The sequence below is a fragment of the Acinetobacter sp. 22301 genome, assembly GCF_052045285.1.
GTDB lineage: Bacteria > Pseudomonadota > Gammaproteobacteria > Pseudomonadales > Moraxellaceae > Acinetobacter > Acinetobacter pittii.
Genome location: NZ_JBQEOR010000002.1, coordinates 77,796 through 92,833, shown reverse-complemented (window position 1 = coordinate 92,833; position 15,038 = coordinate 77,796). Strand labels below are relative to the sequence as shown.

General features: G+C 38.5%; 12 protein-coding genes and 1 pseudogene. 7 read left to right on the top strand and 6 right to left on the bottom strand.

What is annotated here, in order from left to right:
- Positions 1–29 precede the first annotated feature (29 nt).
- Positions 30–455, bottom strand: a pseudogene (locus tag ACTJJH_RS04660) (hypothetical protein).
- A 29-nt stretch (positions 456–484) separates the two neighbouring features.
- Between ACTJJH_RS04660 and ACTJJH_RS04655 the strand changes: the two are divergent.
- From ACTJJH_RS04655 to ACTJJH_RS04640, 4 genes are all read left to right on the top strand, one after another.
- Positions 485–901, top strand: a complete 417-nt coding sequence (locus ACTJJH_RS04655) for a lysozyme inhibitor LprI family protein (protein WP_440600806.1) — start codon at positions 485–487, stop codon at positions 899–901.
- 109 nt (positions 902–1,010) lie between these two features.
- A complete protein-coding gene (locus ACTJJH_RS04650) occupies positions 1,011–2,273 on the top strand; it encodes a putative DNA modification/repair radical SAM protein (protein ID WP_005804586.1) in 1,263 nt (420 codons plus the stop codon).
- Between the two features lie 2 nt (positions 2,274–2,275).
- Complete coding sequence (locus ACTJJH_RS04645; protein WP_440600805.1) at positions 2,276–3,073, top strand: TIGR03915 family putative DNA repair protein; 798 nt, start codon at positions 2,276–2,278, stop codon at positions 3,071–3,073.
- 132 nt (positions 3,074–3,205) lie between these two features.
- Entirely contained in the window at positions 3,206–4,306 is a 1,101-nt protein-coding gene (locus ACTJJH_RS04640) for an HPP family protein (RefSeq protein WP_415871420.1), read from the top strand.
- Positions 4,307–4,369: 63 nt separating this feature from the next.
- Here the strand turns inward: ACTJJH_RS04640 and ACTJJH_RS04635 are convergent, their stop codons facing one another.
- Positions 4,370–4,624, bottom strand: a complete 255-nt coding sequence (locus tag ACTJJH_RS04635; RefSeq protein ID WP_002116779.1) for a PspC domain-containing protein — start codon at positions 4,622–4,624, stop codon at positions 4,370–4,372.
- A gap of 248 nt (positions 4,625–4,872) precedes the next feature.
- Here ACTJJH_RS04635 and ACTJJH_RS04630 point away from each other — a divergent pair, with 248 nt between their 5' ends.
- Positions 4,873–5,520 carry a hypothetical protein gene (locus tag ACTJJH_RS04630; RefSeq protein WP_081309275.1) on the top strand — a complete coding sequence of 216 codons (648 nt, stop codon included), beginning with the start codon at positions 4,873–4,875 and terminating at the stop codon, positions 5,518–5,520.
- A 68-nt stretch (positions 5,521–5,588) separates the two neighbouring features.
- Here ACTJJH_RS04630 and ACTJJH_RS04625 read toward each other — a convergent pair whose 3' ends face one another.
- A complete protein-coding gene (locus tag ACTJJH_RS04625; protein ID WP_002116803.1) occupies positions 5,589–7,412 on the bottom strand; it encodes an acyl-CoA dehydrogenase C-terminal domain-containing protein in 1,824 nt (607 codons plus the stop codon).
- Positions 7,413–7,669: 257 nt separating this feature from the next.
- On the opposite strand from ACTJJH_RS04625, the gene ACTJJH_RS04620 reads away from it, so the two are divergent.
- Complete coding sequence (locus ACTJJH_RS04620; protein WP_440600804.1) at positions 7,670–10,012, top strand: hypothetical protein; 2,343 nt, start codon at positions 7,670–7,672, stop codon at positions 10,010–10,012.
- A 47-nt stretch (positions 10,013–10,059) separates the two neighbouring features.
- Here ACTJJH_RS04620 and aroE read toward each other — a convergent pair whose 3' ends face one another.
- The 3 genes from aroE to ribA all read right to left on the bottom strand — a co-directional run bounded on the left by aroE (position 10,060) and on the right by ribA (position 12,709).
- The gene (aroE, locus tag ACTJJH_RS04615; protein ID WP_440600803.1) at positions 10,060–10,848 is read right to left on the bottom strand and encodes a shikimate dehydrogenase; all 789 of its coding nucleotides are present in this window, start codon (positions 10,846–10,848) and stop codon (positions 10,060–10,062) included.
- Positions 10,849–11,027: 179 nt separating this feature from the next.
- Entirely contained in the window at positions 11,028–11,978 is a 951-nt protein-coding gene (gene hemF / locus ACTJJH_RS04610; protein WP_019767450.1) for an oxygen-dependent coproporphyrinogen oxidase, read from the bottom strand.
- Positions 11,979–12,106: 128 nt separating this feature from the next.
- A complete protein-coding gene (ribA, locus tag ACTJJH_RS04605; protein ID WP_002116908.1) occupies positions 12,107–12,709 on the bottom strand; it encodes a GTP cyclohydrolase II in 603 nt (200 codons plus the stop codon).
- Between the two features lie 303 nt (positions 12,710–13,012).
- On the opposite strand from ribA, the gene dxs reads away from it, so the two are divergent.
- Positions 13,013–14,917 (top strand): 1-deoxy-D-xylulose-5-phosphate synthase, encoded by a 1,905-nt coding sequence (gene dxs, locus ACTJJH_RS04600; RefSeq protein ID WP_199985550.1) that lies wholly within the window; start codon positions 13,013–13,015, stop codon positions 14,915–14,917.
- The last annotated feature ends 121 nt before the right edge of the window (positions 14,918–15,038 follow it).

Below are 15,038 nucleotides of genomic sequence, written 5' to 3'. Positions count from 1 at the left end.
GGCAAAGGCTTAATCACAGGAATATGTGTTTAGCCTATTTGTTTTCGCCTCAGCCATTCCAAGCCTAGCCAGTAGCAAAAGCTGGTAAATAAAATCATAAGATAAAAACTATAGATCTTATAAATATGCCACCAAGGAGAAGGGAATCAACCGACAAAAATTAAGCGTGTAATAGGGCTAATCAAAATCCAGATGACAGTTGCGCAGATAAAAATACTCATCAGATTTAAACGATTTTTACGCACGAGAAAATATGAAGTGATATATGCGAAAGGAATAACTAGAAGGCCATAAAAAAGTAAATAAAATAAGAAATGGGCTAGAAAAATAACTGCAACCGAATAAAGACTAAATTCCGCATTGAAGATGATTATTCCTAAGGCAGATATACTCAACAAAGGGATGGGAGCTAGCGCAAGTGCGCGAATAATCATTTTTTTGTTATATTGAAGCATATTAAAAATTATACAATCGAGAATAAATTATGCTGAAATTTTGCTGCAAACTCATTGTTTTATCCAGCCTTTTTTGTAGTCACTGGTTGTATGCGCAGACCGATGCTGACGAGCAAGACGAGTACAACCAATGTGTAGAGCAGACCATTAAAGAAATGCAGCTTGAAAGTATTAATAACATGGTCGTGCATAGTTGCTCTGAACGAGCTAAAAAGACTTATGAAGAAAAAATTGTTGCTCTGATTGATCAAATTCGTACACAAAGCGAAGAATACAAACAGTCAGAACGTTACCAAGATATTTTAAAATCTCAGCGGCTTTGGAAAGCTTATGTAGATCAGGAATGTAGTAATGCAGGCTCATACATTGGGTCACCGATGTATTCATATTGCCCAATGCAAGAGTATGCCGAGCGTGTAAAGCAACTAGAAGAATACGTTAATTAAGACGGATTATTTTAAACGTCACCTCATGACGCCGAGCATACTTCACTGGATTAAATTTAAGAGTGCAAAATGATATTTTTTAAACGATGCCATAAATGAGTCGTTTGATATGTCTGATCGCATTCGGGAAAAACTACAGATTCTTGCTGATGCTGCTAAATATGATGTGTCTTGTTCATCAAGTGGCAGTGACCGTAAAAATAAAGATAAAGGTTTGGGAGATGCCAGTCATTCAGGAATTTGCCATAGCTATACTGAAGATGGCCGCTGTGTATCTCTCTTAAAAATTCTATTTAGTAATGTTTGTATTTTTGACTGTGCCTATTGTGTTTCACGCCGTTCTAACGACGTCCAGCGTGCAGCATTTACGGTGCAAGAGGTTGTAGATTTAACCATTAATTTTTATCGCCGTAATTATATCGAAGGCTTATTTTTAAGCTCAGGTATTTTTAAATCGGCGGATCATACGATGGAACGTATGCTCCAAGTCGTGAAAAAGTTACGTCTTGAAGAAAATTTTAATGGCTATATTCATTTAAAAACCATTCCGGGGGCATCTCCTGAACTGATTCATGAAGCAGGTTTATATGCTGACCGGATGAGTATTAATTTAGAGATGCCGACCGAAATTGGTCTAAAAACTTTTGCACCAGAAAAATCACATCAGGAAGTGCAAAAAGATTTAGGTTTGGTCCGTGACAGGCTCATTCAGCTTAAAGATGAGCGACAAATCATTAAGCATGTGCCGAAATATGTACCAGCAGGGCAGACCACTCAAATGGTAGTGGGGGCCCATCAAGAGTCAGACCAAGATGTCTTGTTTATGGCAGATAAGCACTACAAAGAATTTAAACTTAAACGCGTCTATTTTTCTGGTTATATCCCAATTAATACTGAAAATAATTATTTACCAGCAGTGGGTTCTGCACCGCCACTACTACGGGAAAACCGACTCTATCAAAGCGATTGGCTAATGCGTTTTTATGGTTTTCAGGTCAATGAAATCGTCAATGAAAAACACCCAAACTTAGACCTTGATGTAGACCCGAAATTAAGCTGGGCTTTGAGGCATCCTGAACAGTTTCCAGTAGACTTAAATCGTGCCGATTATCAAATGATTTTGCGTGTGCCGGGTATTGGAGTGAAATCGGCGAAGAAAATTGTTCAGGCTCGCCGTTTTGGAAAAATTCATATCGATTTACTTAAAAAACTAGGCGTGGCTTACCAACGTGCAAAATTCTTTATTCGCTGTGAAGACAGTCCTAAATTCCAAAAAGAATTATCCTCAAGTTTTATTCGGCAGCAGATTTTAACGCAGGGATCTTCGAAATATGTGCAGCAACTCTCGCCACAATTAAGCCTTGGGTTTTAGTCATGTTTAATGATGAAGTAGCTTACTATTTTGATGGTTCGATGGTTGGGCTGCTGAGCTGTGTTTTTCGTGCTTTTCAATTTAAAGAATTACAGGTCAGGCTTTGCTTGAATGATACGGCTCAACATGGCTTATTTGCCGATAAAATTGAGGTTGCAAATAACGAGCAGCATGCTGAGCGTGTGTGGTCTGCGCTACAAAAAAAGCTTTCATCTTCTTCGTTAAAACAATTTTATTTTGCATCTTTATCTGAATCTTTAGATGCCTATCAGCATTTATTTAATTATTGTATCTATGTGTTTACTAACCATGTTTCTATAGAAAAAGATTATTCAAATCCGAGTGTTTTAGCGATTGCACAGTGGTCGAAAAAGGTCGGGCGAGAGAAGCATCGGATGGAAGCTTTTATTCGGTTTAAGAAAACCAAGGATGAACTTTTTTTAAGTTTAGTGTGTCCTGATTTTAATGTTTTACCGCTTATTCAGCCACATTTTAAACGGCGCTATCAAGATCAGCGTTGGCTTATTTATGACGAGCAACGCAAGTTCGGGCTTTATTATGATTTATGTGAAATACATGAAGTTTCACTCGAAGCCTCTGAGGTTGACCGCAATTTAAAAAATGGGATGAGTCAAAGCTTTCAGCTTGAGCTTGATGAGCAGGAAGTTTTATATGATCAGCTTTGGAAGGATTATTTTAACAGTGTAAATATTACTGAACGCCAGAATATAAAACTTCATGTGCAATATTTGCCGAAGCGGTATTGGCGTTATTTAAATGAAAAATTGACGGAATATTAAAGTTTTAAAATCATAAAGAATAATTCAGCCAGTTTTCTTATTGTTGAAAGGTATAATTTAAATGCACTTTATGTGGCTTTGGGCGTATACTTTTGCCCGTTATAAATGACGGCATATCCCCTAAGGTGTACTGTGAGTGTTATACAGCGAGAATGGTTACAGATTTTAAAGCCAAATTTTAAGGTTTTACCCTTAAAAGAACGGTTACTTTGCGGTATTGGAGCGTTGTGTGGTTTAGCAATTTCCTCCTTAATTAGCTGGTATGTTCTGGGGGGAATTAATGCATGGTACATCGCCCCAATGGGTGCCTCATCTGTTCTTCTTTTTGCTGTGCCGACTAGTCCTTTGGCCCAACCATGGAATGTAATTGTTGGTAATACCTTAGCCGGAATTATTGGTGTTGCCTGTGCACAGTGGATTCCTGATTTAACCACGGCTTTTAGTGTGGCTGTGGGTTTTGCTATATTTTTAATGATGACCACCGACTCTTTACATCCGCCGAGTGGCGCAGTCGCAATTACCGCGGTATTAGGTGGGGCGACAATTCATAAATTAGGCTTTTATTTTATTTTTTATCCAGTTTTACTCAACTCGTTACTTCTACTTGGGGTTGCCGTTTTCTTCAATCGATTGATTGGGCGACATTACCCAGTTACCGCTCATTTAAATGAGCGAAGTAAAGACCCAACGCCAACTCAAAAAGTATCAATTCAGCCGAAAGATATTGAGTATGCATTAGGGCATCACACTGAGCTTTTAGATATTAGCCAATACGACTTAGAAAAAATCATTTTAGAAGCTCAGGAACATGCCAATGAACGTATGGTAAATCAATATATCTGTCAGGATATTATGAGTCGTGATGTGATTAAACTACATGAAGATGATGATATTCATCAGGCACTCGATAAGTTTAAACAAGTGAACTTAATGAGCCTCCCTGTAGTAAATGCAGAAAACCATTTGGTTGGAACTTTAGCGTTATATGAAGTCGTAGAGTGGTTTAAAGGTGCAGCTGACCCAAGGAATTCTTGGCAGCATTATGTAAAACAAATTATGAGCCGTCGAGTGGTTACCGTACTGCCAATTCAACCTATTCAAGATTTAGTGCCATACTTTGTTGAAAAGTCTTTTAATTACATTCCTGTTGTTGAAGATCGTAAGCTTATAGGAATGATTAGCCGTGCAGATATGATTGCTGCATTACAGCAACAGTTAAATCGAAAGTTATAATTTTTAGAATAAAAAAAGCTACGGTTGATTAGGGGATGCAACCGTAGCGACCAAAGTTATGAATTAACGTACTTGTTCTTCATTTACTGTTCGGACGGATTGTCGATAGCCTTCAATATGTTCTGGCTGTTTTTTCGGAATCACTAACCATAAAACCAGATAAACTAAAATTCCTGGAAAGGCAGCACTCATAATTGAGATCAAAACAAAAATGACACGTAGTAAAGTTACGTTCCAACCAAAACGTTCAGCAATACCACCCATTACACCGGCGATCATGCTGTGTCGGTTCGAGCGATATAAACCAGAACTGGCCATCTAATTCTCCTTAAAGATAAAAGTTACAAGAAGCTATTGCTCTTGCTTAATAAAAATATGGAGACGAAATAAAGGGTTTAAAGTCCTTTAAAAAGTAAAATAGTTAAAATATGTAAAGGATTGAAAGGAACGAAACCAACATCTACTAAAATGCACCCTTTCAGGGCTTAAGAGTTTAAAGCGGCCATCAGCTAATACTTGATTTGAAGTGTAAATAGAGCTGTTGCTGTTATCTGTGAATAATGTATATGTCTTTGAAGTGGTCTCGTTTTTCAGTTAAGCATGTGGTTGTAGTGGCTGCGATGTGCATGACACTGAGTGCTTGCGATATAAATCATACCAATTCAAAAGATCATTCAAATACAAGTTCTAGTTCTAATCATGAAGAAAATTTAATAAAAAGTAGTACGTCTATAAAAACATTGGATTATGTCGCTGGACGAACTTTCTTACCTGAAGATACCTCAGATCAAACCCAAAAATTAAACGCAGCCTCATTGCAATATGTAGGGCGATATCATACTCGTATTTCATGCGAGGATGCTTTTGCTGATTGTGAATCAGGCGAAGCAGAGTACATTTTAAATTTATTACCAAATGGGTCGGCTTATTGGAATGTTGTTCATTTTGGTCGTGTGGGAAGTAAAGACGGGGCTAAAAGTGCCGCTGTAAATCAATTATGTCCTACTCTAAATTGGAAAGTGGATGAAAAAGAGCGTGAGTTAACGATTCAATGTCCATTATCTAAAGTTAATTTTTATTTTAATATTGATTCAAATAAAAGATTGGTCACAAATTTAGAAAAGTTACTTTATAGCGACTATGGAAAAAATCGTGAATTTTTAGAGCAAAATTATTTTGTTCCAAATCAGGCTTATGTTTTAACTAAAGAATAGATATCCGAAAAATATAAAAAAGAGCGCAATATAAATTGCGCTCTTTTTATTTCAAAACTTAAAAATCATTAGTAGTCGAAGCTAAAGTGTTCAACTGGTAATGATGTTAGTGTGCGAGATGTTGTCACCATCGATTCTGCATGACCTTGAGCGCGTGGCAATAAACGATCAAAGTAGAAATCAGCAACTTTGATTTTTGCTTTATAGAACTCAGCAGTTTCTTGGCCGTTACCTGCTTCTAATTTTTCAGAAGCAACCACAGCTTGTTGAGCCCAGAAATAAGCCATCATCACGTAGCCTGAGAACATCAAGAAATCTACAGAAGCAGAAGATACGATGTCGCGGTCTTTACGTGCAGCAAGCATGATACGAACTGTTAAAGTGTTCCACTGAGCACAAAGCTTAGTTAAGTCCCAAGCAAAACGACGTAAATATTTATTACGTGCATGTGCAGCACAGAATTTTAAGATTTCAGCAGTATATTCACGAACTACTTTACCTTTTGAACTTAACAACACTTTACGACCAATTAAGTCGAGTGCTTGAACACCAGTTGTTCCTTCATACAAGGTCGCAATACGTGCATCACGTGCGATTTGCTCCATACCCCATTCTTTAATATAGCCATGGCCACCGTAAACTTGCATACCGTGGTTAGCAGCTTCTAAACCAAGTTCAGTTAAGAAACCTTTTAAAATTGGTGTATAGAAACCAAGTTTATCATCGTAGTCTTCAAAAGCAGCTTGATCACCACGTGCTAAAGCATCTGTCATTTTGTCAGCGATTTGAGCAGCGTAGTAAATCATAGAGCGACCGCCTTCAGCGATTGCTTTTTGAGTTAACAGCATACGGCGTACGTCTGCATGGTGAATGATTGCATCAGCAACTTTATCTGGATCTTTTTTACCAGAAAGCGCACGCATTGACATACGATCTTTGGCATATGGTAATGCGCCTTGGAAAGATAACTCAGCGTGTGCAATACCTTGAACAGCAGTACCAATACGTGCTGTATTCATGAAGGTAAACATTGCATGTAGGCCTTTGTTCACTTCACCGATTAAATAACCAGTTGCATTATCAAAGTTGAGTACCGCAGTTGCAGATGCACGGATCCCCATCTTGTGTTCGATTGAACCACAAGCGACTGTATTGCGTTCACCAACACCGCCATCAGCTGTAGGCATAAATTTTGGTACGATGAATAATGAGATACCGCGAGTACCAGCAGGTGCATCTGGAAGGCGTGCAAGTACGATGTGAATGATGTTTTCAGTTAAATCATGTTCACCGGCAGAAATGAAGATTTTCGTACCGGTGATTTTGTAACTACCGTCTGCTTGAGGTTCAGCTTTAGTTTTTACCTGCCCTAAGTCTGTACCACATTGAGGTTCGGTTAAGCACATTGTGCCGCTCCAAGTGCCTTCAACAAGCTTAGGCATATATGTTTGTTTTTGCTCATCAGTACCGAATTGCAAAATAGTGTTCATACAACCAGAACTTAAACCTGGGTACATGGTAAATGACCAGTTTGCAGTACCCATCATTTCTGATTTAATTAGGTTTAAAGACATTGGAAGGCCTTGACCACCAAATTCTTCTGGGTAAGAAAGACCTTGCCAACCGCCCATTACGAATTGGTCATAAGCTTCTTTAAAGCCTTTAGGAGTAGTTACTTCGCCGTTGTCAAAATGGCAACCTTCTTCATCACCAGATTGGTTAAGTGGCGACAATACGTTTTCACAATAATCTGCCGCACCTTCAAGAATCATATCAACAGTATCTGGATCTGCATTTTCACCATTTGATAAAGTTTTATAGTGAGCAGGGTAATCTAGTACTTCATTCATTAAGAAGCGGATATCGTGTAGCGGGGCTTTATATGCTGGCATGGCTTTAATCCTAATTTTGAATCATTGTGGGATTATCTGTATCGATGATTTGATTATTCACTCACATGATAAAAATACAATGTTAATCGCACCCGAAAGAAATGTCAGAAAAGCGAATTTTGTCGAAAATAAATACACCTGAAATTATAATTTCTGCTACATTCAGGACTTATACTTTTATGTGAAAAAACAAGTAATTTTCTTATTTTTAGCAAGTTTTGTTAAAAAGATAAAGCGATAAGGTTTTAAAAAAGGTTATGCATTTAAAATATCTCAGTTTATGTTTATTTAGTTTGGGTTTGACCGCTTGTGCGCAGCATAACCTACGTCCATCGGTAGCATCTACTCAGTTAGATCAAAAAGTCATTCAGGGTATGAATGCAATATATGAATACCCAAGCTATGACTATCGTGGGCATTTTAAAGTTAGTGTTGATCCAAATCAGTCAAAAAAAATAAATAATGTAGAAAAAACAGTGCAGCTAGATGCTGCAGTGCAAAAAAAAGTAGATCAATATTTACGTGAACAAAAAATTAATTTGAATAAAAAACAGAAGCAGGCGCTGTATGCCGCAATTGCAAATGAACAAGCGGATTCAGGCATTTCTGGTGAATCACGCTCAGAAAAAGTAAACGCCGTATTAATTAATTTATTAAATGATCTTCAATTTAGTTACGATGGTTCGGTTCATTATCGTCAAAAAATGGGGTCTTTAAACCTTACAGCAAGGTATGAAAAACCGACACTTTTGGTACAGGCAAAATTGCCAATGGTACTTGATCTGAAGGATTATAAATTTTACGTTAATTATTTCGGATTAATGCCTTATCTGGTCAATAAAGATAATCAAAATAATTTGGCGTATGTCGATTTTTCAAAGTATAAAAATCTGTTTACGAATGTCGATATGAAGAAATTCGTTGAATATGCGAAAGCTTCTGGCGCTGTATCTTATCGTTTGGCTGAACCACAAAATTTACAGCGTTTATCAGTTAGTGACGCTGAGCGTAAAGCGGGAATTGTAGAAAAAATTCGTTTAAAAGATACGGTTGAAGCGTTATTGCTACAATCGGAGCTCTATAGTCAGGTCAATGCTAAATATCTGCAAAAAAATGTTTTCGGTTTTGATGAAGAAAAGATTGCCGAAACTATAGCAACTGAATTAGCTGCTTCAGAAGCGAAGAGTAAAGAAGGTAATGCTGATGGGCAAAAAGTTTCTTCTGAAGATGCAGCCGCAGTTAGCCAACAACTTTACTCACTGATTAATGCTCATTTCGGTAATGCTCTAGATTCAGAATATGGTGATGAAGACCAATCAAGTGCAGCTCAAGATGGGGCAGCCGAAGAGGAAGCTTCTGATACGGCCCAAGCCGAAGATGTTGCTGTAGCAGATGCTGAAGAAGTCACACAAGATGAAGAAGTGGCTTCACTTACAGAAGATCAGTGTGTTGAATTACAGTCTCAAAAAAGTCCTGTTGCCTTAGGTGATATTAATTACTGTCTAATTTACGGTATTGATGTGCTTGATCGGAGTGCTGTAAATACCGAAAAAACTCAGATTAAGGCTCGTCAAACTGCCTTGAAACAAACTTTTGCTGCTTATGATCAAAACCAGTTTGTTGATGATGAGGCATTCAAAGCTCTATGGAACAAGCATAAGGCAGAAATTGAACAAGCTTTACCAAAACAAAGAAATCCGGTTGCGATTGATGTCGGACTGGATGAAAAGGGCCGTTTAGTCAACGCGGATTATGATATTGCGTATACACCAGCTGAATTTAACCATCGCTTTAATATTAAAGCAGACATGCAAATTCTCAACTATGGTAAAGCGACCTCAATTAATCAGCAGCAGCTTAAACAAGCTAAATCAGTTGCAGAGGCAAGCAAAGGTTCTTTATTCGAAAACTTCGTAAAAGGATTTAGTGAAAAACTTGGACAGGGTGATGTTTCTGAGCATCCAGTTGGTGCACATAGCGATGTACAAGATTTAGATTCTAGTCTGGCGCTGTTGGCTAACCAAACTTATGATGCAACACATACTTATGATAAAACGTATAAGGCTGTTTTTATTGCAAAATTGACTGCTGAAAAACCGTCATATATTCATTATTATTCAGTTCAACAGTTGCAAGAAATTGCCGAGGTCTATGCTTATTGGTTCTCTGAAGAGGAAACTTATAACCCTCAAGGCAAAGCTTTAGAACGTATTGAGGCGTTACAGAAAAAACATCATCTTGAGCAAGAAGATCAGTTTGATAATGACTTAGGCCGAGCTGTGGACCATATTGTGATCACAACAATACAAGGTGAAGCTGGGCGTGAAGCATGGCAAAAACTACAGAAACAATATAAGCAACCTGAACAGCTTTTCTCAAAACAGTATCAATTAGAGTTTGAAAAACAAAATGGTAGTTCTGATGAAGAAAAACATTTGTTGTCAGAAACAGCTGATATTTTAGGTAAAGTTTATGTCGCTGCTCGTAAACAGCAACTTACGGAAAAAACAATTCAGAATTTAAAACCTGAACATAATGAATTTATTGATTATGAGATTTTCCGAGATGTTTATAAGCAGATGGTTACAGCTAAAAAATAATAGATGAAATAAAAAAGAACCTACTTCGTGTAGGTTCTTTTTTTGACTTATAGAAAATCTTTTAATTTTGGCTTTACACCATTCCAGATATAGAAGGCTTCAATGGCTTGGCCAACGAGCATGCCAAAACCTTCCGCATAAGGTACATTGCGCTGTTTCGCTTGATCAAGGAAGCTAGATGGCTTGCCATAGGCCATCTCATAGGCATATTTGAACTCTAGACTTTCTGGTAGTTGTAATGCATCACCAGACAGGCTTGCAGAAGTTGCATTAATTACAATATCAAATTTCCCTTCTAGCTCATTTAGAGAAATTGCTTGCAATTGAGCTTGAGGAACTGCTGCTTTTAGGTCATCTACAAGTTGTTCAGCACGAGCAAGAGTCCGGTTTGCAATCACAATCTTTTTAGCACCAGCCTGCACAAGCGGGTAAATAACGCCGCGAGTTGCACCACCAGCGCCTAAAATTAAAATTGTTGTATTTTCTAGGTTCCAATCTAAAGCTTGAATTGCGGCAACTAAGCCTTGGCCATCTGTATTGTCACCATGTAATTTGCAATCTTTCATCCAAAGTGTATTTACAGCTTTGGCAATTTGAGCACGTTCAGTCAGCACATCACACAAAGCAAACGCCTGTTCTTTAAACGGCACGGTAACGTTCATGCCACTCCCGCCATTTTCAAAGAAACTACGCATACTCGGCTCAAAACCATCAAGAGGTGCGAGACGTTTTTGGTAGTCTAGGTCAACACCTGTTTTTTGAGCGAAAGCATGATGCAATTCAGGAGAGCGTGATTGTTCGATGGGGTTGCCAATTACTGCAAACTGTTTGGTCATTCTTATATCCAAAATTTTAAAATGGCATGAGGCAGATAAAGTCTGTACTGAATTTTCAGCTGGCCTCACTATAAGCCAAATTTTAATAAGAAAAAATATTTGAATGAGATTCAGAAAATTGGAAATAAAAAAGGAGATTCTTTAGGGTGGAAGCCAAAGAATCTCCGAAAAGCAAAAAATTAAGCGACTTTTTCTTTTAGGTTTAACCAGTCACGAGGTTTTAAGTAATAGTCGGTTAAGCGTTTTTCTGGCGAGTCTTCATCCCATTCTGGACGATATGACCAAGCTGCAAGATTAGGCAGACTGACTAAAATAGACTCAATACGTCCACCTGTTTGTAAACCAAACAATGTTCCGCGGTCATAGACTAAATTATATTCGACATAACGACCACGACGGTAAAGCTGGAACTCTCGTTGAGCTTCGGTATAAGGCTGTTCACGATGTTTTTCAAAAATTGGCAGAATGGCATTTAAATAACCATTGCCTACAGCTTGGATATATTTAAAGCAGGTTTCGAAATCCCAGCAATTTAAATCATCAAAGAATAAACCACCGACACCACGCTGTTCATCTCGATGTTTTAGATAGAAATAGTCATCACACCATTTTTTATGTTCAGCGTAGACATTGTCACCAAAAGGCTGGCATAGGTCATATGCGGCTTGATGCCAATCGATAACATCCTGTTCATCTGGATAGAACGGTGTTAAGTCAAAACCACCGCCAAACCACCAAATTGGATCTTGTCCTTCAGGCTCTGCAACGAATAAACGTACATTGGCATGGGAGGTTGGAATATTCGGGTTTTTAGGGTGAATGACTAATGACACACCGAGCGCTTGTGCTTTAGCACCAGCAATTTGAGGATGTCTTTCTGTAGCAGAAGCGGGCAGTTTACTAATGTTGATGTGAGAAAACATCACACCACCTTTTTCAATCACGGTACCATTTTGTAAAACTCGTGAACGACCACCACCACCTTCTGGACGTTCCCAATCATCAATAATGAATTCACCCGTACCACCGCCAGCTTTTTCTTGTTGTTCTAAACCAGCACAAATACGGGCTTGTAAATCGAGGAGAAATTCGCGGACACGTTGAATATCTGTTGAAGTCGGATGTTGCATAGTGACCCTCAAAGATGATTGAGATAGGAGATAGATACATCAAAACACAAAACCATAAAAAAAGTAAGGGATTTTTAAGAAATGTCTTAAAAATCCCTTCCAATTATTTTTAAATTTATAATTTTGTTTTAGAAATCATCTTTTTGATAAAGGTGATCCATGCGTTCACGTTTAGTTTTTAAATATTGTTCATTAAAAGGATTACGTCCAACCGTTAACGGAACACGACCAACCACATTAATACCTTGGTCCTTGAGTGCCTGAATTTTCAAAGGATTATTAGTAATTAACTTAACTTCTTTTACTTTTAAATGATCAAGCATAATGCTACACATGTCATAACGGCGTGCATCGGCGGGTAAATTTAAAAGTAAATTTGCATCTACCGTGTCATGACCTTGATCTTGTAAGGCATACGCACGAATTTTATTTGTAAGTCCAATACCACGTCCTTCTTGACGTAAATATAAAATAACGCCTTGACCTGCTTCGTTAATGAGCTTTTGAGTTGCCTGTAATTGAGGGCCGCAGTCACATTTTAATGACGCAAAAGCATCACCCGTTAAGCATTCAGAATGAACACGTACTAAAACAGGGCCTGTGGGTGGATTTTCTAACCCTTTAGAAAGTGCCACATGTTCTTCACCTGATACTGGATCTTGAAACACAGAAATATTGAATTCACCAAAAGCAGTCGGGAGTTTTGATGTTGCAATGAACTCTATAGGCACAGATTAACTCATCTTTTAACCGAAAACGGTTTAAAGTATAGCGTAATGCTGGGAGATTGGTCGAATTGTCATAATCATTTTGAACACTAAGGTTTTCTTTTTTGTATAAAGAAGACGATAATAGTTGATAAATAGTCAGATTATTCAGGATAATCTGCCAACCATACCCATACTGTATGAGAGACTGCTTTGCATGACCTCGTTCGCAAATGTGGCTGATTGAAGGTGACTTCATTCGATTGTATGATCGACCCATTTTGACCCAGCTTAGGATTTGCCAGGCTTATAAAGGCTTTGCCACATATGTTGTATACCGAAATTCCAACTCAACGCCCTGTTACGCCATTGTTAGATGCAATTGATCATCCTCAACAATTACGTCAGCTCGAGCATAGCCAATTGGTTCAAGTGGCTGATGAGTTGCGTCAATATATTTTATATGCAGCAGGCCAGAGTGGTGGCCATTTCGGTGCTAACCTCGGCGTGGTTGAGCTGACGGTTGCGCTGCATTATTGCTTTAATACTCCAAATGACCGATTAGTTTGGGATGTAGGACATCAGGCATATCCACACAAAGTCTTGACTGGTCGCCGTGAGCAAATGACAACCATCCGTGCTAAAAACGGTTTGGCAGCATTTCCAGCTAGAGAAGAATCAGTTTTTGATACGTTTGGCGTAGGGCATTCATCAACTGCAATTTCAGCAGGTCTAGGAATGTCTTTAGCACGTCGCTATCAAAATGACCCATGTGAAGTGGTTTGTATAGTGGGTGATGGCGCAATGACAGCAGGTATGGCATTTGAAGCCATGAACGATGCTGTGGCACACGATGCCGATTTAATTGTTGTACTTAATGACAATGACATGTCGATTTCTTGCAGTACAGGTGGTTTTGCTAAACATTTAGCTGCAATTTGGGAAAAAGGCCATTTAGTTAATGTCGATGAACATGGCGAGGCGTATGTACAGCCACATCCGAAATGGACGTACAACTCTCGTTTACATCAATCGGCAACAGATGCGGCCGATAATTTATTTAAAGCGATTGGTTTTGATTACTTCGGTCCTTTCGATGGACATGATGTAAATCAACTCGTTCAAGTATTTAATGCATTAAAAAAGCGTAAAGGTCCACGCTTAGTCCACGTCTATACTAAAAAAGGTAAAGGTTTTACTCCGGCAGAAGCTGACCCAATTACCTATCATGCAATTGGCAAAATTAATGCGACTTCTTCAGGTAAAACGCCACCAAAATATTCTGATGTATTTGGTCAATGGTTGTGTGACGAAGCTGCACAAGATGAGCGTTTATTAGCGATTACTCCAGCCATGTGTGAAGGCTCGGGCATGGTTAAGTTTGCTAAAGAATTTCCAAAACGTTTCTTCGATGTTGCAATTGCTGAACAGCATGCAGTAACACTTGCAGCAGGAATGGCGTGTGAAGGGTTAAAACCTGTTGTTGCAATCTATTCAACATTCTTGCAACGTGGTTACGATCAACTTATTCATGATGTTGCATTACAAAATCTTGATGTAACTTTCGGCATTGACCGTGCTGGTTTGGTTGGTGAAGATGGTCCAACTCATGCTGGTGCATATGACTATGCATATATGCGTACAGTACCAAACATAGTCATCATGGCACCAAAAGATGAAAATGAATGCCGTCAAATGCTACATACAGCCTATGCTTATAATGGGCCAGCAGCAGTACGTTATCCACGTGGTGCGGGGGTAGGCGTTGAAATTCAGCAGGAGCTAACGGCTATTGAGTTAGGTAAGGCAGAAGTAGTTGCTGAAATTAAATCTGCTTGTGATGAGCAGATTACGATTTTAGCGTTTGGTAGTCGCGTTATGGTTGCCATAGAAGCTGCTGAGCAGTTTGCACAAAAACATGATGTTGGTGTGCGTGTTGTAAATATGCGTTTTGTGAAACCACTTGATGAAAAAATTATTCGTGATTTGGCTGAACATACACAATTATTTGTAACTGTTGAAGAACACGCAATTATGGGTGGTGCAGGCAGTGCAGTAAATGAGTTCATGGCGCAAGAACAAATTGTTAAACCTATCATTAATTTAGGTCTGCCAGATTTGTTCTTGCAGCAGGCGTCACATGGTCAAATGCTGCAAGACTGTGGGCTAGATGCTAAAGGTATTTTGAGCTCAATTGAACGAGCTTGGCTTAAGCTAAATCAAGTGGTTTAAGCCTTTAATAAAATTTTTGAAACATTTTTTCCCATAACGCGCATTCATTTGCTAAAATGTATGCGCTTTTATGCATTATTCTTTGTCAAAATCTTCAAATTTGTATTGTAGTGGGTGTTCA

What these genes read in the sequence shown, in the direction of transcription:
- ACTJJH_RS04655 (WP_440600806.1), top strand. Translation starts at nt 485, where the DNA reads ATGCTGAAATTTTGCTGCAAACTCATTGTTTTATCCAGCCTTTTTTGT.
- ACTJJH_RS04650 (WP_005804586.1), top strand. Translation starts at nt 1,011, where the DNA reads ATGTCTGATCGCATTCGGGAAAAACTACAGATTCTTGCTGATGCTGCT.
- ACTJJH_RS04645 (WP_440600805.1), top strand. Translation starts at nt 2,276, where the DNA reads ATGTTTAATGATGAAGTAGCTTACTATTTTGATGGTTCGATGGTTGGG.
- ACTJJH_RS04635 (WP_002116779.1), bottom strand. Translation starts at nt 4,624, where the DNA reads ATGGCCAGTTCTGGTTTATATCGCTCGAACCGACACAGCATGATCGCC.
- ACTJJH_RS04630 (WP_081309275.1), top strand. Translation starts at nt 4,873, where the DNA reads ATGTCTTTGAAGTGGTCTCGTTTTTCAGTTAAGCATGTGGTTGTAGTG.
- ACTJJH_RS04625 (WP_002116803.1), bottom strand. Translation starts at nt 7,412, where the DNA reads ATGCCAGCATATAAAGCCCCGCTACACGATATCCGCTTCTTAATGAAT.
- ACTJJH_RS04620 (WP_440600804.1), top strand. Translation starts at nt 7,670, where the DNA reads ATGCATTTAAAATATCTCAGTTTATGTTTATTTAGTTTGGGTTTGACC.
- aroE (WP_440600803.1), bottom strand. Translation starts at nt 10,848, where the DNA reads ATGACCAAACAGTTTGCAGTAATTGGCAACCCCATCGAACAATCACGC.
- hemF (WP_019767450.1), bottom strand. Translation starts at nt 11,978, where the DNA reads ATGCAACATCCGACTTCAACAGATATTCAACGTGTCCGCGAATTTCTC.
- dxs (WP_199985550.1), top strand. Translation starts at nt 13,013, where the DNA reads ATGTTGTATACCGAAATTCCAACTCAACGCCCTGTTACGCCATTGTTA.